The sequence below is a fragment of the Paraburkholderia sp. EG287B genome, assembly GCF_040965595.1.
Taxonomy (GTDB): domain Bacteria; phylum Pseudomonadota; class Gammaproteobacteria; order Burkholderiales; family Burkholderiaceae; genus Paraburkholderia.
The window spans coordinates 19301-40953 of sequence record NZ_JBFRCG010000013.1 but is presented as its reverse complement, the minus strand read 5'-3'; the positions used below and the strand labels follow the sequence as shown (position 1 = coordinate 40953).

The window sequence follows — 21653 nt, the reverse complement described above, 5'->3', positions numbered from 1 at the left end:
TGCAATCTTCGTCGTTCAATGCTCGACGCAAGCCCAGGCTACTTTCCGCTCGACCTACATGGCTCCCGAAGACGCGTTCTCGCGCCGATTGACCGCCCGTTGCAGCATCGAGCGAGACAGGAGCTTATGAAAGGGCATGATGACAAACAAGTAGGCTCGACCAAGGAGATTGTTGATTTTTACCAACGTTGAAATCGTCACTTCCGATCCCTTCGGACTCGGTTGAATGCTTATCCAGATCCGAAAATCCAGATGCTTGTCGTTACCACCGACGACGACCTCTGTGCCCGTACTTGAAATAATCGGAAACACGTCAATTTTCCCGAGCCCGCGATCGCTAAAGTCAACACTTGCCCTTAGTCCGAACGGCGCCACGATTCCGTTGCGCAAGGCCATCAGACATCGGACCATGTGTGGCGGATCGGCGAACACGGCGCGCGCGGCTTGTTCGGCGTCGACGTAGGTTCGATCTGCCTGGCCGGAATAACCATCGGCGAAATCAATGTGTGTCAATCCTGACGCACGAATTGCCGCCGTCGGTGTGGGAATCAGCAAGACTTTGTTTGTCATGAGTACCCCTGTTGATATTTCCAGTGTCATAGGGGCAGGCGAAATGCGGACCGACTCAAACCTGCACAACGGCCGGCAAAGATCCCTGCGCACACACCGCTCACATGTAATTGCGATGCCCCAGCGACTCCAGCACACGCTCCACCACCTGATGCGGCAACCCACCTTGATCGTGCAAGTGCCGATGCACCTGCTCCGGAGTCATGCCTTGCTGCAAGTACATTCTGGCATCCTGACGAATAGCGATCATGTCATATTCGCGGATAAGGTCCCGATCGCGGTAGACCGAAACCGTGTCACCAAGCACCAGCGACGAGGAACCGGCGGTCGACAGCGAAGGCGTCGCCTGGATCGACGGACTGCTCCCGGGCCTCGGCGAGGCCTTCCTGCCTTCCAGCCATTCGTGGAAGCAGATCTCCGAGCCGGGGCATTTGTCGTTATCGTCCTGAATCGGCACGATGGGCACCCCACACATATCGGCACACGTCAGAATCATGCCGCGCAGGCAGTGCGCGGCATCGTCATTCACGAAGGACTGCCATAGCATGTTCTTGCTGGTGACCTTGATGAAGATGCCGGCGATCTTCACCCGCTCCTTGCCGGCAAAGCCCAGCACCACGACTTCGTTGTGCCCGGTGGGCGAACTGAGCGCCAGGATTTGCGACGGCGACTTCAGCGGCTGCTGATACAGGCCAAGCAGCGACTCCAGGAAGGCGTCCACCTGTACCAGCCGGTGCAATGGCGTGGGCTGCATGGCCAGCACAGCGGCACGCGCCTGGGAGTTGGAAATCGCCAGATCACTCGGACTGGCGATACAGATATTGGTGCTCGGTGCCTGGAGGATGAAACCGAAGCTGAAGTTGCCATATAGCTTTTTGCGGTTTTCGCAGATCAGCGAGCAACTGAGCATCTCGGCTTCGATCGTGCTGGGGGTAGTCAGGTAAAGCTCGGCCGATTTCAGCGTTAGCGTGCCGTCGCTGCCCTTCTCGATGAAACGCCCCAGCTTTTTCACCGTGTACTCGTGCATTTTGAGCGTGTCCCTGGTCGGCGCGATCAACCCGGTGCTCGGACGCATGGCATGGACGAGATAGCAGAACTTGTTATCGTTGTGCTTCAGCGGTTCAGTAAAGGCCACCTTCGGCTGCCATGACTGCCGGTCGAGATTGCACTGCGCCAGCGCCAGTGCATCCAGCGTGGCGCGGCCGGTGACCAGCTCGAGCAACTGCTGGCGTACCACCGTTTCTGCCATGGTGCGCAGCTGCCCGACCCACCCGATCATCTGCGTCTGGTCATTGGGCGGCACGAACGAGCCCAGCGAGATCCACTCGACCACACGCACCAGCAGCCAGGCGCGCGCCGCCTGCACCCAGTTGCCCTGCCAGAAGTACGCGAGGTTATCGGCGCTTTTGATCAAGGCGACGATCTGCAATTGTTCCTGCTGCGACAGATCGCGCAATTTAGTTTCGATTTTCAGGCGACCGACGGGGGAAATGGCGCCAATGATGGTCAAGGCGTTGATCAGGTCCTGGTGCATGATTTGCACTCGCTAGAAAGTCGGGCCGCGTATGCCCGGTGAAGGATACACACAGCAAAACAAACCACGCGCGCCACCCACCGTAGGTTATGGCGTCCAGTCCAACTCGACCATGCATTCTCCCACGCTCGGGCCGACGTCGCAGCCTCGGAAGCGCACATCATGCAACAGGCATAAGCCGGCCCGATCGAAGCCTGGTCAACGCCCATTCTCAGGCTTGAGGATGACACGCAGACGATACTTCGTCTGCATGGCTAACCATGCGTGACGACATAAAGTACTATTTCCACGGCAGCGGAGCGTCGTTTTGCCAATGGATGATTCTCCGCGTTCGACGTTCTCGCGTCGTGAACAGGAACCGCGTGTCGAAAGGCAGGAGAATTGTGAATGGAGTCGATTCCGGCAATCGCGCCGGCCCAAACCGCGCTTCTCGTCATGCACTATCAGACCGACATTCTCGGGCTCTTTCCTTCGGTCGCGCCGGCATTGCTTGCCAATACGCGCAAGCTCTGCGACGCGGCGCGGACCAAAGGCGTCAGCGTTTATTTCGCCAACCTCCGCTTCAGTCCGGGCTATCCGGAAGTCAGCCCATTGAACAAGAACGGGCAAGGAATCAAGCAACTCGGTCTCTTCGTCGACGACCAGACCTCGCCGGAGCTGGGCCAGCGGGCTGGCGAACCGGTCATCGTTGCCCACCGGGCCAGTGTGTTCTTCGGCACCGATTTGCAGGCGCGACTGCTCGCACACGGGATCGATTCGCTGATCATGGTCGGCATTGCATCGACCGGTGTTGTGCTGTCGTCGGTCGCGTATGCAAGCGACGCGGACTTCCGCCTGTACACGGTCAAGGACTGCTGCTACGACCCAGATCCGGTGGTACATGAACACCTGTTCTCCACCGCATTCGATTCGCGCACCACGGTACTCTCGCTCGCGGACGCCTTGCTGCTGCTCGCCTAGACGATCCCTGCCTTCTCTCCCCCAAACTCCGCGAAGCAATCAAAAAGCCCCTCTCGATTCGGGAGAGGGGCTTTCGCGTACCGTGTGATGCGTTAGTGCGACGTGCTGCGAGACCACACGAGACAGTCCGTCAACGCAGTGTCTTACTGACCGAAGTAAACCGGCTTCAAACCGGTAATGGCCGCCGCTGGCGCGCCGGAAGCTGACGATCCGCTGACCATCCCGCCGTAACTGCTCCCGCCGTTCTGCGCGGCCACGCGTGCTTCGGCAGCCTGGATATCAGCTGGATAGCTTGCGTTGTCGCCGTCACCGACGTGGTAGCCAGCCTGTTCGAGCTGGACCAGCTCGGCGCGAACCTGTTCAGTCGTCACGGGGCCGTTCGACTGTGCGAACGAGAGAACCGGAGCAGCCGCGATAGAAAGGATAACGACAGTTTGAGCAAGGTATTTCATGATGAGCTACCTCCAACGATTGCCACGTACGGTTCGACAAGTCTTCGTGTATGCACCGGCGTCAACGACCCATCGATGCAGTGAAGCAGGGTGCGTTCAAGCGAGCTGGCCGCACAACTCCGCTGATTTCCTCCTGTAACGAACAAGGTCATGCTCAAAGCGAACCCCACTTGCCTTGATCACGACTGGGTTGAACATATGCAAACGATCCGCGCTTGGGGGGCTGCGACGGCGAGCGTCGCGCAGGCTCGCATCGCCATGCGCTTGCTGTTGTACGGCTTCGGCAAACGCACCGGCGGCAGAGTGCTCGCTGTTGGGTAGATACGACTGTAAGCGCCGACCCCATGTGCATGAACCAGGCGCCCGTCCTAAAAGAGGCTAGGGGATTGCCTTATTCAGCGGGCAGGCTCAGCCCTATTGGTTCTCGATCCACTGAATTGCGAACCGCGTCAGTTCCTTGCCGCTGCGGATGCTCAGCTTTTCCTTGATATTGGCCTGGTGCGCTTCGATCGTCTTCACGCTCCGGCTCAGCTTCTCTGCGATATCGCGGGTGCTGAAGCCGAGTCCGATCAGGTGCAGAACTTCGAATTCCCTTTCCGAAAGGTTCGCAATTTGGCCCTCGGGCTTTTTATGTGGGACGGCAAGCGCCCGCGCCAGCTTCCCGTGCATGGCGGCGCTCATGTAGATATTGCCCGCCAGCACTTCGCGGATGGCGCTCACGACATGCTCCGTGGCCTCGAGTTTCATCAGATACCCGTTTGCCCCGGAGCGCAGTGCGCGTTCGGCAAACAAGCTTTCGTCATGCATGCTGAGGACAAGGATTGCCAGATCGGGATAGCGGTGCCGCAGCGTCTTGACCAGTTCGAGGCCGGAGTCGGTCTGCAGACTGATATCCACAATGGCCATGTCGGGCAGGCACGCCATCGCCGCGAGCGCTTCGTCGGCGCTGCCCGCTGCACAGCAGACGTGCAGGTCCTCTTGCAGATTGAGCAGGAGCGTCATCCCGTCCCGGATGATGGGGTGGTCATCTACGATCAGGATTTGAGTCGCACGGCCTGGGCTAGCGCATTTCCTGTGCATGGCCAGTGCCCTCCGGTAGCGGATAGCTAATGGCGACCGTGGTGCCGCCCAGGCCGTTGCGGGTCACCGTGCAGGAGCCGCCCAGAAGACTCGCCCGGTGGCGCAGGTTGTGCAGTCCAAGACCCGACGCTCGCTCCATTTCCTCCGGGCCGATACCGACCCCGTCGTCACTGATCGAGAGCGTCTGCAGACCGCCCGCCCGCTCGAGGTCGATCCAGATGCGGTGGCCATGACAATATTTCAGCGCGTTGTTGACGGCTTCCTGTGCGGCTCGGTACAGGTTGATCTGCAGCAGCGGGTCCAGCAAGTCCACATCCGGCGCGATCCGCAGCTTGCAATCCACGCCGTTGAGCGCGCGAGCCGTCTCCGCCAGCGCTTGCAGTGCGTCCGCAAGTCCACCGTATTCCATCGCGACCGGATCGAGGCCGTGGGCAATCCTGCGCGTCATCAGGGACGCCTGCTTCACCAGGCCGACGACGATAGCGGCGTCGGCGGCGGCCGGGTGGCCCTGGGTCTGCAGTTTCTGATTCAAGGCCGCGCAGTACAGTCCCAGGCTGGTCAGGTGTTGCCCAAGTCCGTCGTGCAGTTCCTGGCCGATGAGTCTCTGCTGCTGATCGCCGATCCGGATCAATTCCCCTTCCAGCAAACGGCGTCGCTCCATCTCCTCTGTTAGCTCGTTGTTTGCCTTCTCCAGGTCTTCGGTGCGCTCCTCGACGCGTCGCTCGAGTTCGATGTGGGCCGCCTGCAGCAGGTCATGGGCGCCCCGTTCCTGAGCGCGTGCCGCCGCCAGCAACAGTCCTGTCACCGCCACGACGTTCGCGAAGGCGCACCACCTCACGAGGCTGTCCACAGCAGATTCGGCAGCAAAGGGCCCCGTGCCGTGGGTCGTGCCCCAGATGGCCACCACCGAGACCATCAGCGTCACGATGCTGGCGCCCAGGCGATCGAAGCGCAGCGCCGCCCAGATAACGAATGGAAAAATCGCGAGCGCTGCAGGGTAGTAGCCGTGCCCGGCAAGTTGCGGGGCACCGAAGATGAGGTAGCTGACCCAAAAGGTCGCAGCAATCAGTCCGCACGCTTCCATGATCCGCCGTGCGGAGCGGAGAGGGTTCGAATACGTAAGGAAGCTGAACAGGGCCGGCGCCACGACGAGAACCCCCATCATGTCGCCGAGCCACCATTTCAGAAAGGCTGCGGGGTACCCGGCGGCAGGCACGAGTCCCCCTCCCAGCAGGGCGGTCGTGCCGACCAGCGCACTGACTGCCGTACTCGTCACCGCAGCGAGGGCGATGAAGGCCAGCACATCGTTGATGCGCGCGAGGGTGATCTGGAATCGTGTCGCGCGGTTGAGCAACAGCGCCGCCGTCAACGGCCCGGCCATGGAGCCGATGCCTATCGCCGCGGCCACGGCTGCAGGCACGCCGCCCGACACGTTGGCGAGGAAGGACCCAACGGCAATCCCCGGGGCGACTTCGATACCGAGTGCGAGCAGCGCAACGAGGGCGATGCCGCTGGAAGGCCATACGAGAGAGATTGCACCGCCCACTACCGCATACGAAAGGCCCAGCTTTGCACCGGCGAAATACGCCAGGGCAACCATTCCGGTGTACAGGAAGAGGCCGAATCTGGAAGTGTCCCGAATGGTAGCCATTTTCGCTTCCAATCCAGAAGCCGGAGTGCGAATACGCTACGCGCTCCCTGGGGGTGAACGCGGAGGGAGCCGCCCGTCAGTCCGTGAGTCACTCGGCGCCTGTTCCCGACCTGACCTCATGATTGTGGTGGCACCCACCGCGTTAATCAAACACTACACAGCACTCCTTATGCGTGAAGTGCTTCACGTTACGGCCGCATTCCGACGACGGTCACCAACGCCGCAGCCATCGAACCGCTTACGGCCTCATGTCGTAACGCCTTTCAACAACGTCAGGTTTTCCGCTCGTTGGTGCTTGCCCGAGTGAAGTCGCTTGAACGGCTCTTGTCAGATCGATTCGAATCCCGCAAAAAAAAAAAGCGCCGGGCTAAAAAGCCCGGCGCGGAGTTCGCAGGAGAGGCAACAGGGCCCGGCACTCCCACGACGTGTAGGGCGCCATTGTCGATGCGCTTCGCCCTGCACGCCGTGATCAAAGTCAAAGACCGTGGCGCCCGCCTCGCGCGCCAGGCAACCCGCGCTTGAACTCAGCCGTCGCGGAAGATGAAGCTGTACGCGCTCAACGCCGGCACGCCGCCCAGATGCGCATACAGCACTTTCGACCCCGGCTCGAATTCGCCGCGGCGCACTTTGTCGATCATGCCGTGCATCGACTTGCCCTCATACACGGGATCGGTCAGCACGCCTTCCAGGCGCGCGCACAGGCGAATCGCCTCCAGCGTGCCTTCGTTCGGCAACCCGTACTCCGGGCCGCCGTAACGCGTGTCGAGAATCACGTCCTTTTCGCTGATATCGCGGTTGAGATCGACGAGCCCGGCGGTATGACGCGCAATGCGCGTGATCTGCGCGTGGGTCTTCTCCGGCGTGGCCGAAGCGTCGATGCCGATCACGCGGTCCGCCCGGCCATCCGCCGCAAAGCCGACCACCATGCCCGCCTGCGTGCTGCCCGTCACCGAGCACACGACGATGTAGTCGAACTTGAAGCCCAGTTGCGCCTCCTGCGCCCGCACTTCCTCGGCAAAGCCCACGAAACCGAGGCCGCCGAGCGGATGCTCCGAGCAGCCCGCCGGTATCGCATACGGTTTGCCGCCCGCCGCACGCACGCTCTCGAGCGCCTCCTCCCAACTCGGTCGAATGCCGATGTCGAAGCCGTCTGGCACGAGCCGCACGTCCGCGCCCATCATGCGCGACATCTGGATGTTGCCGACGCGGTCGTAGACGGCATCGGAGTAGTTGACCCAGTTCTCCTGGACCAGCACGCACTTCATGCCGAGATGCGCGGCGACGGCTGCAACCTGACGCGTCTGGTTCGACTGGATGCCGCCAATCGAGACCAGCGTGTCGCAACCTTGAGCGAGCGCGTCGGGAATCAGGTACTCGAGCTTGCGCGTCTTGTTGCCACCGAACGCGAGTCCGCTGTTGCAGTCCTCGCGCTTCGCGTAGAGCTCGACCTTGCCGCCCAGATGCTGGCTAAGGCGCTTGAGTGGCTGGATGGGCGTGGGTCCGAACGTGAGTGGATAACGGGGGAAACGCTGGAGGTTCATCGAATATCTCCGGGAGGTCGGCTCATGCGGGGCGTGGTCAACGGTCGGTACGCGCCTGGTACGCGCAATCCGATGGAGAAATGTTAGGCGCGTTGCCGCGAAATGAGCTTGCTAAAAAAATATCGACGACCTACGTTTAAAGCATTCGCGTTGACTTCTGAACACTTTTAATTTGTAAGACGGCTTACGGACGCAATGAAATTAACCAGACGCTCTCCCGCTACACCGCATGAGCCACCCGCATTGGATCGCATCGATCGCGCGATCCTCCGGCATTTGCAGCAGGACGCATCGATTTCCAACGTCAGCCTCGCGGCCAAAGTGAAGCTCAGCCCGCCGGCGTGCCTGCGGCGTGTGGAACGGCTCAAGGAGTTGGGGCTGATACGCGGAATCGTCGCGCTACTCGATCCGAAGGCGCTCGGCGCAGGCATGCTCGTCGTGATCGGCTTCGTGCTCGACCGCTCGACACCCGAAGCGTTCGCCGCATTCGAGAAAGCGGCCCAGAAGGTTTCAGGCTGCGTGGAGTGCCACGTCGTGACCGGCGAATTCGATTACTTCATGCTGGTGCGCACGCGCGACAACGAAAGCTTCAACCAGCTGCATGCAGAGCAGTTGTTGTATTTGCCGGGCGTGCGGCAGGTCCGCAGCTTCATGGTGCTCAAGGAGATTCTGTCGACGCATGCGTTGCCGCTGTGAACGGTGCGCGCGCGAAGGCGATCCATTGAAAATGGCTGCGTGAATTTCGATGCGGCGTGGGGAAGTGAATCAGGATGATGAAGCAACGTGCCCGAAGGCCGCGCGTTCTGTTGGTGGAGGTAAGCGGGATCGAACCGCTCACCTCTTGCATGCCATGCAAGCGCTCTCCCAGCTGCAAGACGCAAAAATATCGGCTTAGTGACGTCAATTGTTTCGGCTTGGTGTGCCAACTTGCAGGCGCCCGAAAGCCTTATGGGGCGGCCGCCTAAGCCGAATTAACTGCACCGCATTCTTCGGCAAGCACACGCAAGGTTATCGTCCATCACCAGGCGAACACAGCCAACGGGGTCGAGATTTGCCCTAGGTACGATTATGCGTATGTCGTTCTATTATTACAACATCGCAAAACCGCTCAAACCAGGTGCAGAATGGCCGGTTGCTTAACCGGTTACATCATTGCGGGTGGAACATGCGTACCGTCTTTGGAATTCATTCAGATCGACTTGTCGGAGGTTGTTGTCCACGGCCAATTGCCAACGGATCAAGCCGATTTACTCCCTGCTCCTTTTACAAGACTGATAACTTGTTGCAATGACCAAGAGTCGAGGGCGTTCCGGAACAGCGACCGGCTATGTATGCGGCAATGAAACGCGAGCCCGAATCATTGCTGCAGCACTCACGCTTTTCGGTTTGCGCGGATTTGAAGGAGCCTCGACGCGAGACATAGCGGAGCTAGCAGGTGTCAATCCACCCGCATTGCGCTACTACTTTTCGAACAAGGAAGGCGTGTATCTGGCGTGTGTCGATCACATCGCCACCACGATTTCTGATCACCTCGCCAGCCCCGTCGACGCGGCGCGGGCCGTACTTGATACAGACGGGGACGACGATGAATTAATCCGCGCGTTCCGTGAAATCCAGAAACATCTTGCTCAATACCTGTTCACCTCGGCTGAGCCCGATAGCTGGAGGCTCTTCATGGCGCGGGAACAGGCGGGCCTGGGACCCCAGTTTCCCGAGGCTCAATTGCGCGATCGTCTTCAGACGCGCCTGATACCGGTGTGCAGCGAAATAGTTGCCCGCCTGATGGGCAGAGATGCCGGCGACGAAGAGGCTTTATTGCGCGCGCTAACCATTACCGGCCAGCTCATAGCAATTCACCTCACACGGCGATCGATGATGCTTTCTCTAGGCTGGGGATCCATCGATACACATCGGCTCAGCTGGATCACATCGATCGTTGACCGGCAAACGGCTCTGCTGCTCGAAGAAGTAGTAAGAGAACGGCCCGCCAAGATTGTCAGAGCAGGGTCGAAAGCGCCCTTCCCACAACAGCCGACGCAAGGGCTTGCTCCGCGCCCTGATGCGATGACATAAGCAAACTCAGGTGAAAGCAACCCGTCAATAGTGAGTGAATGTATACCGCTTCCACAGCGTAGTCGACGTGATCAGTGGCCACACGATTTGCCGCTGCGAGCCTTAACGCAGACTCGATAGATGACTGCGCGATTCGCGCAGCTTCCCCCAGCGTCGATGTGGAAACAACGGTATCTCCTTCAGATTTTGCTGTGGAGAATGCGATGGAGTACAGGCGCCGTTGTGTGCCGGAGTGAAGGACGTCGGCCAATCTCCTCTCAAGTTTTGAACGCAATGCGCCAAGCGTTGCCCCATTAGACTTCTCGGGCGGAATTGTGAACGGGTCCAGAGGCAAAGCTGATCGCTCGAACAAAGCTGTCACGAGGGCCCATTTGTTTGAGAAGTGACCATAGATTGCGCCTCTGGTCATACCAGCCGCGTGAGCGATGTCTTCAAGAGACGTAGCACTGACGCCACGCTCAAAAAATAAAATCTCCGCGCTGTCGAGGATCTTTTCCCGCGTTACGAGTCCCTGTACTTTTCGCTTCATCATGTCCCTCGGCCTTCCACGCGCTCTCTTGTCGCGCTGCACCGCTATCCGCCCTGTTCGCCGCGAGATGTGAGGTCTTGTCCCGCGCGCCTACTCAATATTCGCGAACATCACGTCGCGCTGGCTGGATACAAGATGTTGACCTCCGTCGACGACCAAGGTCGTCCCCGTCACTCCACGTGCCTCGGCAAGATAGACGGCTGCATCGACGATGTCTTCAAGCCGCGACCCGCGCCGAAGCGGGGTCATTCGGTGAGCCGTCTCAAACTGCTCTTGCGTTTGATCGCCGGAGACAAGCGTAAGTCCGGGAGCCAATCCGACCACTCTGACCTTTGGCGCTAGCGCCTGCGCAAGCGCTATCGTTGCATTCGCCAACGCTGCTTTCGTTAAGGTATAGGAGATGTAGTCTGGATTCATGTTGTAAAGCTTCTGGTCCAGAACGTTGACAACAACGCCTCGCTGCGCCTCGTCGGCAACTGCACAGTCCGGTATCGCGTCGTAGAGTCCGCGCGCCAAAGCCAGCGGCGCAGCGACGTTGATCTTCATGAGCGCCAGCAGGAGATCGTAAGTAAAAGTCTGTGCCGTATCTTCCTCGAACCGCGACGCGCAATTCAGGACGCAATCGAGACGTCCGAATGCTTGCACACACGCGGGTACAAGCTGCCTCACCTGTTCCTCTTTCGAAAGATCCGCGCAAAGGGAAATTGCCCTTCCGCCTCGCACCGCGATCTGATCGACAACCTCTTGCGCTTCGCGCTTCGACTCGTGATAGTGCAAGGCAACGTCCCATCCTCGCGCGGCAAAGCCAAGGGAGAGCGCGCGACCGATTCGCCGGCCCGCTCCGGTCACAAGAACCGACTGCCTGCGAGAGCCGCCATCATGAATTGCTGGTTCAGTCATAACGAAACGCCAATGTCAGACAGGCGCAGGGTGCGCCTTTGAGTTGCGCTCTCGCCCTACCCCCCAGTCACCGTGGCAAGGCATAGCATCAAGGGTTCAAATCTCAAGGTTGTCAATAAGGCGTGTGCTGCCGAGGCGCGCTGCCGCCAGCACGACGAGCTTTTGATCGACTACATCCTGCTCCATTGGAGAGCGTAAATCGGCCTGCTTTCGAACCGAGATGTAGTCGGGTTTCCAGCCGCGATCGACCAGCGTTGAGAACACGCGCCGTTCGATTCGCTGGATATCCTGTCGACCGCTCAAAATGTCCTCGCGCACCTCGTTGAGGAGCCGATATAGCGTGGGGGCCTCCACGCGTTGCTCCGGCGTCAGGAAGCGATTGCGAGAGGACAGCGCAAGTCCGTCGATGTCGCGGATGGTTTCGCCGGCCACGACATCCGTGGGCATTGCGAACTGTTTGCACATTTCCCGAACTATCATCAATTGTTGATAGTCCTTTTTTCCAAACACTGTCACGCGCGGCTGCGCGCATAACAGCAACTTCATTACGACCGTGCAAACGCCTTGAAAGAAGCCCGGCCGGAACTCCCCCTCTAGCATGTCGCCAAGCCCATTTGGAGGCTGCACGCGATACTCTTGCGGCTGCGGATAGAGGTCCCGTTCCGTAGGGGCAAAGACGACGTATACATTCTCCTTCTGGAGCTTCTCCATGTCCGCCTCGAGGGTTCTCGGATAACGCTCGAAATCTTCACCCGGTCCAAACTGCAGCGGATTCACGAAAATGCTGGTAATGACAGGATCTCCATGCTGTCGTGCGAGACGAATCAGCGACAGATGTCCTTCGTGCAGATTGCCCATTGTCGGCACGAATGCCGTGCGGTTTTGCCCGCGCAATTGAGCTCGCAGTTCCTCGACAGACCGAGTCAGTTTCATGCTGGATCTTGCCTCTGAGACTTAACCACGTACTGCTTACATGTTCGGATAGTTCGGCCCGCCGCCACCTTCAGGCGTAACCCATACGATGTTCTGCGTCGGGTCCTTGATATCGCAGGTCTTGCAGTGCACGCAGTTCTGCGCGTTGATCTGCAGACGATCTTCTTCCTGATCGTCTTTTACGAACTCATACACGCCTGCGGGACAGAAGCGCGCCTCGGGACCTGCGTAAGTCGCGAGATTGATGCCGACCGGCACCGTCATGTCCTTGAGCGTGAGGTGCGCGGGCTGATTCTCTTCGTGGTTCGTGTTCGAGATGAACACCGAGGAGAGCCGATCGAACGTGAGCTTGCCATCCGGCTTCGGATACTCGATCGGCTTGCACTGCGAAGCCGGTTTCAGCATCTCGTGGTCGCGATGCTGGTGATGCAGCGTCCACGGCACGTTACCGCCCAGCAGCTTCTGCTCGATGCCCACCATCAGCGTGCCCAGGTACAGGCCCTTGCTCATCCACTGCTTGAAGTTGCGCGCCTTGTACAGCTCCGTGTGGAGCCACGACTGCTTGAACGCTTCCGGGTAGGCCGCGAGTTCATCGCTCTGTCGGCCCGCCTGCACGGCTTCGAATGCGGCGTCCGCTGCCAGCATGCCGGTCTTGATCGCCGCGTGGCTGCCCTTGATGCGCGAGGCGTTCAGAAAGCCTGCGTCGTCGCCCACCAGCGCACCGCCCGGGAACACGAGCTTGGGCAGCGACATCAGGCCGCCGGCCGTGATCGCGCGCGCACCATACGAGACGCGCTTGCCGCCTTCCAGATACTTGCGGATTTCCGGGTGCGTCTTGTAACGCTGGAACTCCTCGAACGGCGAGAGGTACGGATTCTGATACGCAAGACCCACGACAAAGCCCACCATCACCTGGTTGTTGTCGGTGTGGTACAGGAACGAGCCGCCATAGGTGTCGCTTTCCAGCGGCCAGCCGGCGGTGTGGATCACGAGGCCGGGCTGGTGCTTCGAGGGATCGATCTCCCACAGTTCCTTGATGCCGATGCCGTAGACCTGCGGATCCGAATCCTTGCCGAGCTTGAACTTCTCGTTCAGCTGACGGCCCAGATGCCCGCGGCAGCCTTCGCAGAACAGCGTGTACTTCGCGTGCAGCTCCATGCCGAGCTGGAAGTTCTCGGTGGGCTCGCCGTCCTTGCCGACCCCCATGTTGCCGGTGGCGACGCCCTTGACCGACCCGTCGTCGTTGTAGAGCACTTCGGCAGCGGGGAAGCCCGGGAAGATTTCGACGCCCAGCGCCTCGGCCTGCTGGCCCAGCCAGCGCGTGACGTTGGCGAGGCTGATGACGTAGTTGCCGTGGTTCTTGAAGTTGTCGGGCAGTGCCCAGTTCGGCACAGCCTTAGCCCCCGTTTCGGAAAGAAAAAGGAACTTGTCCTCGGTCACGGGCACGTTCAGCGGCGCGCCTTGCTCTTTCCAGTCCGGAATCAGCTCGTTCAGGGCACGCGGATCCATGACCGCGCCCGAGAGGATATGCGCCCCGATTTCCGAGCCTTTCTCCAGCACGCAGACGCCGATCTCAGCGCCTTTCTCCGCGGCCAGCTGCTTCAGGCGGATCGCGGCAGACAGCCCGGCGGGGCCGCCACCGACGATCACCACGTCGTATTCCATCGACTCGCGTGGGCCGTGCCCTTGCTGATTCTCCTCCGCCATCCCCACTCTCTCTCCCTGGCCTCGTAACGCCGCCATGCTTGTTGGACTCTCGCCCGTCGAGGGCGCCATCAACACGGGAATCGCTTCCAGAATCTCCCGTAGGTGACAGCGAGGAGTATATATAAATGAATGACGTATAACAATATGAACGCTGGACGGTGGTGAAGGCGCCACATGAACAAGCGCCTCCACGCGCACACACCGCCGCCGGCTCAGAGTGGGGCACCTCGAAATACGTCGAGGAAGCCCACCGTCTGGAGTTTGTCGAAGATCGCTTCCACGGCCGTTTCAGGAGACGATTTCGTGGTGTCTATGCGCATTTCCGGATTCTGCGGACGCTCGTAGGGCGAATCGATGCCGGTAAAGTTCTTCAGCTCGCCGCGGCGGGCCTTCTTGTAGAGGCCCTTCGGGTCGCGCTGTTCAGCCACTTCGAGGGGAGTATCGATGAAAACTTCAATAAATTCGCCATCTTCCATGAGATCGCGCGCCAAGCCTCGTTCGGAACGGAACGGCGAAATGAAGGCAGTGATCACGATTACGCCCGCATCGGCCATCAACTTCGCCACCTCGGCGACGCGCCTGATATTCTCCACGCGATCCTCGGCCGTGAATCCGAGATCCTTGTTCAACCCATGCCTGACGTTGTCGCCATCGAGTAGATAGGTGCGCTTTCCCATTGCATGCAGGCGCTTCTCCAGCAGATTGGCAATGGTCGATTTGCCCGCCCCCGATAGTCCGGTAAGCCAGACAACGCCACTTTGATGCCCGTTCAGCACCCGCCGCGCGCGCTTGTCGACCTCAAGCGCCTGCCAATGGATGTTGCTTGCGCGGCGCAACGCGAACCGCAACATGCCCGCGCCAACCGTATTGTTGGTCATGCGATCGATCACGATGAAACCGCCCGTTTCGCGGTTATGCTCGTACGGATCGAAGGCAATCGTGCGGTCAAGCTCAATTTCCGCGACACCAATTTCGTTCAAAGTAAGCGTCTCGCCAGCCACGTGTTCGAGCGTATTGACATTCACTTTGTACTTGAGCGGCATTACGGTTGCCGTAACGGTCCGCGTGGAGAGTTTGAGCAAATAGCTGCGCCCGCGCAGCATAGGCTCGTCGCTCATCCACACGAGTGTCGCTTCAAACTGGTCGGCGACCTGTGCGGGTGAATCGACTGTCGAAATCAGGTCGCCGCGAGAAACGTCCACTTCGTCAGCAAGCACGAGCGTGACGGACTGTTCAGCGTAGGCCACGTCGAGCTCGCCATCTGCCGTCACGATTCGGGCGACGGTGCTCTCCCGTCCCGAGGGCTGTATCTGCACGCGATCCCCCTTACGCACAGCGCCGGATGCGATCGTTCCAGCGAAACCACGAAAATCGAGGTTGGGCCGGTTGACCCACTGGACTGGCAACCGGAAGGGCTGAGCTTGCAAGCGCGCCTCGTCGATCTCGACAGTCTCGAGGTGATGCATCAATGAAGGCCCGTCGTACCACGCAGTCTTTCCGCTTTTCCCGATGATGTTGTCGCCGTTCACGCCGGAGATTGGGATGGCCGTTACCCCTCGAATACCGATCTTCTCCGCAAAGTCACAGTATTCGCACGATATTTCATCGAATCGTTTGCGCGAGTAGTCGACGAGGTCCATCTTGTTGACCGCGAGCACCACGTTGCGGATACCGATTTGCGACACAAGATAGCTGTGTCTGCGAGTTTGCTGCAGCATGCCCTTGCGGGCATCGACCAGGATAATGGCCAGGTCGGCCGTCGACGCACCCGTGATCATGTTGCGGGTGTACTGCTCGTGGCCTGGCGTATCGGCAACGATGAATTTGCGGCGATCCGTCGAGAAGAACCGGTAGGCGACATCGATGGTAATGCCCTGCTCGCGTTCGGCCGCCAGGCCATCCAGCAGCAACGCGTAGTCTATCGCGCCGCCACGCGTACCTACCTTCCTGGAATCGGCTTCGAGTGCCGCGAGCTGGTCCTCAAACAGCATCTTCGACTCGTACAGCAAACGGCCTATCAGTGTGCTCTTGCCGTCATCCACGCTCCCGCATGTGATGAATCGAAGCAGGCTCTTCGTTTCGTGCTGTTTCAAGTACCGCTCGATGTCGGTTCCAATGAGCTCGGAGACGTGTGCCATCAGAAGTACCCCTCTTGCTTCTTTCGTTCCATCGAAGCCGCCCCATCATGATCGATGACGCGGCCCTGCCGTTCCGAGGTTGTCGTCAGGAGCATCTCTTGAATGATTTGCGGCAAAGTCGTGGCGCACGACTCCACCGCACCGGTTAGCGGATAACAGCCGAGCGTGCGAAAGCGCACCATCTTCTCCTCAGGCCTTTCACCCGGCTTGAGTGGCATACGGTCGTCGTCGACCATTACGAGCACACCGTCCCGCTGCACTACCGGACGTTTCGCCGCGAAATACAATGGCACGATCGGGATGTTCTCAAGGTAGATGTACTGCCAGATGTCAAGCTCAGTCCAGTTCGAGATCGGAAACACACGAATCGACTCGCCCTTGCTCTTGCGCACGCTATACAGGCGCCATAGCTCGGGCCGCTGGTTCTTCGGGTCCCATTGATGTGTTGCAGTGCGAAACGAAAAGATGCGTTCCTTCGCGCGCGACTTTTCTTCGTCTCTGCGTGCTCCGCCAAAGGCCACATCGAAACCGTGATTGTCGAGGGCCTGCTTGAGACCCTGGGTCTTCCACATATCCGTGTGGACTTGCGATCCGTGATCGAACGGATTGATTCCTAGTGCCTTTGCTTCCGGGTTCTGGTGAACGATCATTTGCATTCCCGTCTCACGCGCCATGCGATCGCGCATCGCGTACATGTCGCGAAACTTCCACGTGGTATCCACGTGCAACAGCGGAAACGGTGGCGGTGCGGGATGAAAAGCCTTTTTCGCGAGATGGAGCATGCAGGCGCTGTCCTTTCCGATCGAATAAAGCATCACCGGTCGCTCTGCTTCTGCAACGACTTCTCGCATGATATGGATGCTTTCGGCTTCGAGCCGTCGCAGGTGAGTCAAAGTAGGCATGACAGGTCCTTCTGGAAGAACGATTCATTGCGAGGCCGCGATAACGCCCAGTATCGATTCGGCGACCTCGCGACGACAGATGAGCAGATCCGGCATCGCGGCGTCTGCGCCGTTGTAAACGCACGGGCTGCCGTCAATGCGGCTTGCGTGAAGTCCAGCTGCGAGCGCCACCCCCACCGGTGCACACGAATCCCACTCGTATTGGCCACCGGCGTGGAGATAGGCGTGAGCCTCCCCTCGCACGACCGCCATCGCCTTGGCGCCTGCCGAGCCCATCGGCACGAGTTCGGCGTCCAGGCGTTCCGCCACCTTCCGCGCCAGCTCAGGTGCCCGGGTGCGGCTAACGAGAATCTTCAGGCGCCCTTGTGGCGCTGCGGGTAAGGTTGCGGGCGATCCGGTTGCGAACGTCATCCCCAGGGCCGGTAGCGCGACCGCGCATGCGTCCGGCATGCCGCCGACAGTCAAAGCAACGTGAACCGCCCAGTCGCTACGCCCTTCGATGCGCTCGCCATACTCGCGGGTGCCATCGAGGGGATCGATGATCCACACGCGATCGCAAGTAAGGCGTTTCGGGTCCGGCGCGAATTCCTCCGAGAGAAAACCATCGTCAGGGCGCGCGTGGCCGATGATTCGCGCGATAAGCTCATTCGCCGTAGCGTCGCCGACTGCACCCAGCGGTTTGCCGGCAAGCACCGCCGATGCGCGTATCGCGTTCAACGCATCCCCGGCCGCCGTCGCGATGCGAGCAGCAAGACGATGGTCGTCATCCAGCGCGAGCGCCTCTTCGAGTACGTTCATCGCACCTCCCCGTTGCGCGGCAATTGCTTCATTCCTGCGAGGCCCGCGGGCGTGTACCAGATGTGCTCGATATAGTGCCCCAGCGTCGCGCGGTGATCCGTGTAGAAGTAGCGGGCCGCGCCCGGCGACTGGCCGTCGACAACGATGGGCACGCCGCTCGCGGCCATTTGCTCACGTTGCGTATCGAATGCGGCTTCGCTTTCGATTAACTGCGCGAAGTGATGGTGGCGAATTGCAAAGCCTGTTTGAGGCAGCGCCTCGCGGTAAATACGATCGTCGCCGGAAAGCGGTTCGATCAACTCCAGTTGCGTCTGTCCTACGAACGCGAGCGCGATATTCAGCTTGCAGTGGCGCCCGCCCATCGACTCGATTTCAATTCTCGGCAACCGCGCCCATGCCGGGACATTGTGTTCAGCAGCGAAGCGAGCAATCGCCTCGTCCACATCAGTCGTGACATAGGCAATCTGGAGGAAACCGGAAAATGGTGAAAGGGAAGGAATGCTCATCTGTCCAGTCCGTAGGTAGCCATGTAGCGGGAGAAGCGCTCCCTGATCGCTCCCGCTGCAAGACCGAATTCGTCAGGTGTGTAGCCGTGGGCGCCGTGAGCACGCTCCGGATTCTGCTTGACACGCTCGCGCATCGCTTGCTCTGTTTCCGCGCTCAGTCTGAAACCGAAGTGACTATAGATCCGCCTCACCGTGCCGATCGGGTCGACCTGAAAGTCCTTCTGCCGGATATCAATGAACTGCTTCTTTGGTAAATGCGCACGCGCCTCGATTGCCGCTTCGCTCGCTCTCGCCCAGTTCTCCACTTCCCGCCGGCCGATCTCGTGCTTGTCGACCCGCTTGCCCTCGGAGACGCGGCGCGCCATCGTCAGCACACTTGCGAGCGAAGGGAGTGCCTGCATCGGGTCGCGGTGCGTCTGTACGACACAAGCATCAGGAAAGACCTCGAAGAGCGTCGGCAACTGCATGATGTGACCGGGATTCTTCAACAGCCACGTCTTCTCGCTATCGCGCGCTCCAATCAAGCCGATGGCCCTCGCGAAGTAGCGATATGCGGGCAACTCACTTTGCTCGCGCCACCAGCTATCGTATTGGGGCGCGCGGAACGACGACCCCCAGAGGTTGCTGCAGAATCCCTGCTTGAGGATCTCAAGACATTCGTCCACCTCATCGGCCACGATGTTGTGCGCTGCGCGCATTTCAGGCGCGGCGTTGAAGAAGGCTTCGAGCCCGGCCGCGGTCGCCTGGAACTGTGCATGGCCGCTCCACGTCTCCCGCGGGGGGCGAGGCTGCGGAAAGACCGTCAACCATTTTTCCAGCCCCTGGAACTGAGGATCCACCGAGAGCAGCTTATGCAACGCTGTTGTGCCTGTTCTGGGTATTCCGGTTATGACGAGCGGGCGCCGCGGAATTTTCTGCACGGCGCCGGCATGTTTGCGTAAGCCCTCTACGAGCACCAGGCGCGAAATCAGCGCGCCGACCAGCGCATTCCAGACGAACTCGCGCCCTCCGAGTGCGAAGCGCGGACCGTCGTCGTCGAGCGCAATCAAAAGCTGCGTCAGACCCGGCATGTACTCCGCGCCGACTCCGAAATCGTTCAAGCCGGCTGCGCCGCTAGCGGCATCATGCAGCGCATCCTCCGCGCCTGTGAATTGTCCACGCAATGACATATGGCATCTCCTTAAAACATTTGTTCTACTTACCAACGCCGCCTCAACTGCGCGCCGATGCGCCGTTCCCGCAAGCGCCTCTCACGCTCGCTCTCGTCAACAACAGGAGTTTTCGCTGGCAGGTAATTGCGAACGTCGGCCAATGACACACGCTTGAGCGTCGGGACAGGCTCCGAACTGCATGCATACCATCTGCCTATCGCCGTGCCGCGATTGATACCGCAGGTATCGAGCCAGTTCGGCACACCCGGATCACGATGAGCAATCACAGCGCGAAAATGCCCGTCTTCGTCGACGTGAGCCTGATGTCCATTGAGACTGCTTTGATGATCGATAAAGTCGAGCGTGTTGAATAGCGCGTCATTCAACTGCACGTTCCAGTAGCGTTGTGTCTGCGGCAATGCCGTTTCAAGGATCAGCGCCTCGTCGGGACCAAAGTCAAAAATCGCTTGCCAGTAAGCCTGTTTCGCGAGACCGCCGCCGAAGGCAAAGAACTCGAATTCGTTCACCTTGCTACGTGTACGCAGTTGCTGCATATGTGTGAGCCAACGGCGTGACAACCGGCCCGCATAGTTCATCAGTTCGCCGGTTCGCTGCGCGATGTCCTCGTACCCCATCGGTGGCTTCGTGAACGGGGCGTCAAGACACTCGATGGCGACACGCGCGTCGCGCTCCGTACCCCACGCATAGGAACGCTGGCGCAGCATCGCAAAGTCGGCGTCGCCATGTAGCGGTAGCCAGTTACCCTCGTAACCGGCCGGCCGCTCCGCACTCAACAGCACCTCGAAGTTCCCGTCGTCGTCGATCTCCAGATCGTCGAGATCGAATTGACCGAGCGGAGGATGGATTTCGTCGGTGGTTCCCATGGTGCCGCGGCCGATATCGAGCGTCAGCAGATGCACGCTTCCACGCTCTCCCACCAGCCGGTATCGCAGGTCGCCGCGTAGTGGGGCGATGAAGTACGTGTCGTCCGGATTTGGCTGCAGCATGAACACCGAGTTCAGGAAGGGCAGCCAGTCGGGATGAAGTGGATCGGACTGGAAATAGATGAAGTACGCAAGCGAGAGGTTCATCTGGAACTGACGATACAAATCCGCCCGCGTTTGAGGGTCGTCAGGCGTTTCGGTCAACTCGAGCAAACTCTCGGCCTCGCCGAGCCTGGCAAGATAGTCCCTCCACGATTTCAGCTGAGCCATGGATTCACCATCACCTTGCATTGCGTCGAGCGATTGCGCAGTGCTTCAAAAGCTTCAGGTAGTGCGTCGAGCGAAATGCGATCCGTGATCATCATGCGCGGTTCGACATGGCCGGCGTCAAACACGTTCGCGACATGCGTGAACTCCTGCATGCTGTATGTAACAGCGAACTGGATCCGCACTTCCTTCCACACCGCCGCAGCGGGAATGAATTGATCGGGGACCGTGCAAAAGCCGAGCACGATCACGTCGCCCTGCGGCTTGATACACTGAATCGCCTGCGCGATCAGTTTCTTCTGTCCCGCGCATTCGAATACGACGTCCGGTGCACCTTCAAGCACATCGGCGGCCAGTGTCGACAGATCTTGCCCGGCGTCAGGTACAACGAACGCATCGGCGCCCATATGCCGCGCGAGCGCCTCGCGACGTCGTGAGGAAGCGGTCGCAACGATGCGCCCCGCTCCGAGTCGCCGCGCCCAGAAAGTCGCTGCGAGCCCCACGGGGCCTGCGCCAATCACCAGCACCTTCGCGCCCGGCGTCAGTTTCGCGAGCGAGACGCCGTGCAAGCCAACCGCCATCGGTTCGATGAGTGCACCGTCCTCCATGCTCAGCGTCTTGGGAAGCTTCGTCGCGACACGCTCCGCTACGACGGCATACTGCGCAAACCCCGCCGCGGCGCCCTTGAACTCCGCACAAAAGTTAGGCTTTCCCGCAAGACAGGTAACGCAATGTCCGCATCCCGTGAACGGGAGCGCCGTAACAGGATCTCCGACCCTCAGCTTCTCCACACCCTTTCCAACCGCAATCACTTCTCCGGCAAATTCATGACCCAGTGTCGAATTTTCCGGAAGAGTGAAGTGCGGCGCGTGCCCGTCCGTCATGTGAAGATCCGATCCGCAAATCCCACAGCGGTGAATCTTCAACACAACTTCGCCTACACCCGGGGTTGGATCTGCAAGACTCCTAACTTCTAGCGGCGAACCTACGCCCGTGAAATATGCGGCTCTCATCGAT

At 59.8% G+C, this 21653-nt stretch carries 21 protein-coding genes; 4 read left to right on the top strand and 17 right to left on the bottom strand.

Annotated features, from left to right (window positions below; translation table 11 throughout):
• Positions 1–54: 54 nt before the first annotated feature.
• Both AB4Y40_RS23970 and AB4Y40_RS23965 read right to left on the bottom strand, forming a co-directional pair.
• Positions 55–570: a DUF2867 domain-containing protein gene (locus tag AB4Y40_RS23970; RefSeq protein ID WP_368689910.1), complete on the bottom strand. Its 516-nt coding sequence runs from the start codon at positions 568–570 to the stop codon at positions 55–57.
• A gap of 100 nt (positions 571–670) precedes the next feature.
• Positions 671–2104: a hypothetical protein gene (locus AB4Y40_RS23965; protein WP_368689909.1), complete on the bottom strand. Its 1434-nt coding sequence runs from the start codon at positions 2102–2104 to the stop codon at positions 671–673.
• A 387-nt stretch (positions 2105–2491) separates the two neighbouring features.
• Here AB4Y40_RS23965 and AB4Y40_RS23960 point away from each other — a divergent pair, with 387 nt between their 5' ends.
• On the top strand, positions 2492–3064 hold the full coding sequence (locus AB4Y40_RS23960) for an isochorismatase family cysteine hydrolase (RefSeq protein WP_368689908.1): 573 nt from the start codon (positions 2492–2494) through the stop codon (positions 3062–3064).
• Between the two features lie 143 nt (positions 3065–3207).
• Here AB4Y40_RS23960 and AB4Y40_RS23955 read toward each other — a convergent pair whose 3' ends face one another.
• A complete protein-coding gene (locus AB4Y40_RS23955) occupies positions 3208–3516 on the bottom strand; it encodes a DUF4148 domain-containing protein (protein WP_368689907.1) in 309 nt (102 codons plus the stop codon).
• A 150-nt stretch (positions 3517–3666) separates the two neighbouring features.
• Between AB4Y40_RS23955 and AB4Y40_RS23950 the strand changes: the two genes are divergently transcribed.
• A complete protein-coding gene (locus AB4Y40_RS23950) occupies positions 3667–3837 on the top strand; it encodes a hypothetical protein (protein ID WP_368689906.1) in 171 nt (56 codons plus the stop codon).
• Between the two features lie 93 nt (positions 3838–3930).
• On the opposite strand, the gene AB4Y40_RS23945 is transcribed toward AB4Y40_RS23950, so the two are convergent.
• From AB4Y40_RS23945 to AB4Y40_RS23935, 3 genes are all read right to left on the bottom strand, one after another.
• Positions 3931–4596, bottom strand: coding sequence for a response regulator (locus tag AB4Y40_RS23945; RefSeq protein WP_368689905.1), 666 nt, complete (start codon positions 4594–4596; stop codon positions 3931–3933).
• Entirely contained in the window at positions 4577–6247 is a 1671-nt protein-coding gene (locus AB4Y40_RS23940) for an MASE1 domain-containing protein (RefSeq protein ID WP_368689904.1), read from the bottom strand. Before AB4Y40_RS23940 ends, AB4Y40_RS23945 begins: the two co-directional genes overlap by 20 nt.
• A gap of 524 nt (positions 6248–6771) precedes the next feature.
• The gene (locus AB4Y40_RS23935; protein WP_368689903.1) at positions 6772–7788 is read right to left on the bottom strand and encodes a 1-aminocyclopropane-1-carboxylate deaminase; all 1017 of its coding nucleotides are present in this window, start codon (positions 7786–7788) and stop codon (positions 6772–6774) included.
• A gap of 195 nt (positions 7789–7983) precedes the next feature.
• On the opposite strand from AB4Y40_RS23935, the gene AB4Y40_RS23930 reads away from it, so the two are divergent.
• Together AB4Y40_RS23930 and AB4Y40_RS23925 are read left to right on the top strand one after the other, a co-directional pair.
• Positions 7984–8484: an Lrp/AsnC family transcriptional regulator gene (locus AB4Y40_RS23930; RefSeq protein ID WP_368689902.1), complete on the top strand. Its 501-nt coding sequence runs from the start codon at positions 7984–7986 to the stop codon at positions 8482–8484.
• 591 nt (positions 8485–9075) lie between these two features.
• Positions 9076–9861: a CerR family C-terminal domain-containing protein gene (locus AB4Y40_RS23925; protein WP_368689901.1), complete on the top strand. Its 786-nt coding sequence runs from the start codon at positions 9076–9078 to the stop codon at positions 9859–9861.
• Here AB4Y40_RS23925 and AB4Y40_RS23920 read toward each other — a convergent pair.
• The 11 genes from AB4Y40_RS23920 to AB4Y40_RS23870 all read right to left on the bottom strand — a co-directional run bounded on the left by AB4Y40_RS23920 (position 9785) and on the right by AB4Y40_RS23870 (position 21649).
• Positions 9785–10390: a TetR family transcriptional regulator gene (locus AB4Y40_RS23920; RefSeq protein ID WP_368690165.1), complete on the bottom strand. Its 606-nt coding sequence runs from the start codon at positions 10388–10390 to the stop codon at positions 9785–9787. The genes AB4Y40_RS23925 and AB4Y40_RS23920 overlap by 77 nt on opposite strands.
• Before the next feature lie 90 nt (positions 10391–10480).
• Complete coding sequence (locus AB4Y40_RS23915; RefSeq protein ID WP_368689900.1) at positions 10481–11290, bottom strand: SDR family oxidoreductase; 810 nt, start codon at positions 11288–11290, stop codon at positions 10481–10483.
• A 96-nt stretch (positions 11291–11386) separates the two neighbouring features.
• Positions 11387–12223, bottom strand: a complete 837-nt coding sequence (gene panC, locus AB4Y40_RS23910; RefSeq protein ID WP_368689899.1) for a pantoate--beta-alanine ligase — start codon at positions 12221–12223, stop codon at positions 11387–11389.
• A gap of 36 nt (positions 12224–12259) precedes the next feature.
• Positions 12260–13930 carry an electron transfer flavoprotein-ubiquinone oxidoreductase gene (locus AB4Y40_RS23905; RefSeq protein ID WP_368689898.1) on the bottom strand — a complete coding sequence of 557 codons (1671 nt, stop codon included), beginning with the start codon at positions 13928–13930 and terminating at the stop codon, positions 12260–12262.
• Between the two features lie 212 nt (positions 13931–14142).
• On the bottom strand, positions 14143–16068 hold the full coding sequence (cysN, locus tag AB4Y40_RS23900; RefSeq protein WP_368689897.1) for a sulfate adenylyltransferase subunit CysN: 1926 nt from the start codon (positions 16066–16068) through the stop codon (positions 14143–14145).
• On the bottom strand, positions 16068–16970 hold the full coding sequence (gene cysD, locus AB4Y40_RS23895; RefSeq protein ID WP_368689896.1) for a sulfate adenylyltransferase subunit CysD: 903 nt from the start codon (positions 16968–16970) through the stop codon (positions 16068–16070). The genes cysN and cysD overlap by 1 nt, the downstream gene beginning before the upstream one ends.
• 24 nt (positions 16971–16994) lie before the next feature.
• Positions 16995–17768 (bottom strand): 3'(2'),5'-bisphosphate nucleotidase CysQ, encoded by a 774-nt coding sequence (locus AB4Y40_RS23890; RefSeq protein WP_368689895.1) that lies wholly within the window; start codon positions 17766–17768, stop codon positions 16995–16997.
• Complete coding sequence (locus AB4Y40_RS23885; RefSeq protein ID WP_368689894.1) at positions 17765–18274, bottom strand: VOC family protein; 510 nt, start codon at positions 18272–18274, stop codon at positions 17765–17767. The genes AB4Y40_RS23890 and AB4Y40_RS23885 overlap by 4 nt, the downstream gene beginning before the upstream one ends.
• A complete protein-coding gene (locus AB4Y40_RS23880) occupies positions 18271–19443 on the bottom strand; it encodes a sulfotransferase (protein ID WP_368689893.1) in 1173 nt (390 codons plus the stop codon). Before AB4Y40_RS23880 ends, AB4Y40_RS23885 begins: the two co-directional genes overlap by 4 nt.
• A gap of 29 nt (positions 19444–19472) precedes the next feature.
• Positions 19473–20639: a DUF1214 domain-containing protein gene (locus AB4Y40_RS23875; RefSeq protein WP_368689892.1), complete on the bottom strand. Its 1167-nt coding sequence runs from the start codon at positions 20637–20639 to the stop codon at positions 19473–19475.
• Entirely contained in the window at positions 20627–21649 is a 1023-nt protein-coding gene (locus AB4Y40_RS23870) for an alcohol dehydrogenase catalytic domain-containing protein (protein WP_368689891.1), read from the bottom strand. The genes AB4Y40_RS23875 and AB4Y40_RS23870 overlap by 13 nt, the downstream gene beginning before the upstream one ends.
• Positions 21650–21653 lie beyond the last annotated feature (4 nt).

What these genes read in the sequence shown, in the direction of transcription:
- AB4Y40_RS23870 (WP_368689891.1), bottom strand. Translation starts at nt 21,649, where the DNA reads ATGAGAGCCGCATATTTCACGGGCGTAGGTTCGCCGCTAGAAGTTAGG.
- AB4Y40_RS23915 (WP_368689900.1), bottom strand. Translation starts at nt 11,290, where the DNA reads ATGACTGAACCAGCAATTCATGATGGCGGCTCTCGCAGGCAGTCGGTT.
- AB4Y40_RS23960 (WP_368689908.1), top strand. Translation starts at nt 2,492, where the DNA reads ATGGAGTCGATTCCGGCAATCGCGCCGGCCCAAACCGCGCTTCTCGTC.
- AB4Y40_RS23880 (WP_368689893.1), bottom strand. Translation starts at nt 19,443, where the DNA reads ATGTCATTGCGTGGACAATTCACAGGCGCGGAGGATGCGCTGCATGAT.
- AB4Y40_RS23925 (WP_368689901.1), top strand. Translation starts at nt 9,076, where the DNA reads ATGACCAAGAGTCGAGGGCGTTCCGGAACAGCGACCGGCTATGTATGC.
- AB4Y40_RS23920 (WP_368690165.1), bottom strand. Translation starts at nt 10,390, where the DNA reads ATGAAGCGAAAAGTACAGGGACTCGTAACGCGGGAAAAGATCCTCGAC.
- AB4Y40_RS23905 (WP_368689898.1), bottom strand. Translation starts at nt 13,930, where the DNA reads ATGGCGGAGGAGAATCAGCAAGGGCACGGCCCACGCGAGTCGATGGAA.
- AB4Y40_RS23885 (WP_368689894.1), bottom strand. Translation starts at nt 18,274, where the DNA reads ATGAGCATTCCTTCCCTTTCACCATTTTCCGGTTTCCTCCAGATTGCC.
- AB4Y40_RS23945 (WP_368689905.1), bottom strand. Translation starts at nt 4,596, where the DNA reads ATGCACAGGAAATGCGCTAGCCCAGGCCGTGCGACTCAAATCCTGATC.
- AB4Y40_RS23875 (WP_368689892.1), bottom strand. Translation starts at nt 20,639, where the DNA reads ATGGCTCAGCTGAAATCGTGGAGGGACTATCTTGCCAGGCTCGGCGAG.
- AB4Y40_RS23935 (WP_368689903.1), bottom strand. Translation starts at nt 7,788, where the DNA reads ATGAACCTCCAGCGTTTCCCCCGTTATCCACTCACGTTCGGACCCACG.
- AB4Y40_RS23970 (WP_368689910.1), bottom strand. Translation starts at nt 570, where the DNA reads ATGACAAACAAAGTCTTGCTGATTCCCACACCGACGGCGGCAATTCGT.
- AB4Y40_RS23940 (WP_368689904.1), bottom strand. Translation starts at nt 6,247, where the DNA reads ATGGCTACCATTCGGGACACTTCCAGATTCGGCCTCTTCCTGTACACC.
- AB4Y40_RS23950 (WP_368689906.1), top strand. Translation starts at nt 3,667, where the DNA reads ATGCTCAAAGCGAACCCCACTTGCCTTGATCACGACTGGGTTGAACAT.
- cysN (WP_368689897.1), bottom strand. Translation starts at nt 16,068, where the DNA reads ATGGCACACGTCTCCGAGCTCATTGGAACCGACATCGAGCGGTACTTG.
- panC (WP_368689899.1), bottom strand. Translation starts at nt 12,223, where the DNA reads ATGAAACTGACTCGGTCTGTCGAGGAACTGCGAGCTCAATTGCGCGGG.
- cysD (WP_368689896.1), bottom strand. Translation starts at nt 16,970, where the DNA reads ATGCCTACTTTGACTCACCTGCGACGGCTCGAAGCCGAAAGCATCCAT.
- AB4Y40_RS23955 (WP_368689907.1), bottom strand. Translation starts at nt 3,516, where the DNA reads ATGAAATACCTTGCTCAAACTGTCGTTATCCTTTCTATCGCGGCTGCT.
- AB4Y40_RS23890 (WP_368689895.1), bottom strand. Translation starts at nt 17,768, where the DNA reads ATGAACGTACTCGAAGAGGCGCTCGCGCTGGATGACGACCATCGTCTT.
- AB4Y40_RS23965 (WP_368689909.1), bottom strand. Translation starts at nt 2,104, where the DNA reads ATGCACCAGGACCTGATCAACGCCTTGACCATCATTGGCGCCATTTCC.
- AB4Y40_RS23930 (WP_368689902.1), top strand. Translation starts at nt 7,984, where the DNA reads ATGAAATTAACCAGACGCTCTCCCGCTACACCGCATGAGCCACCCGCA.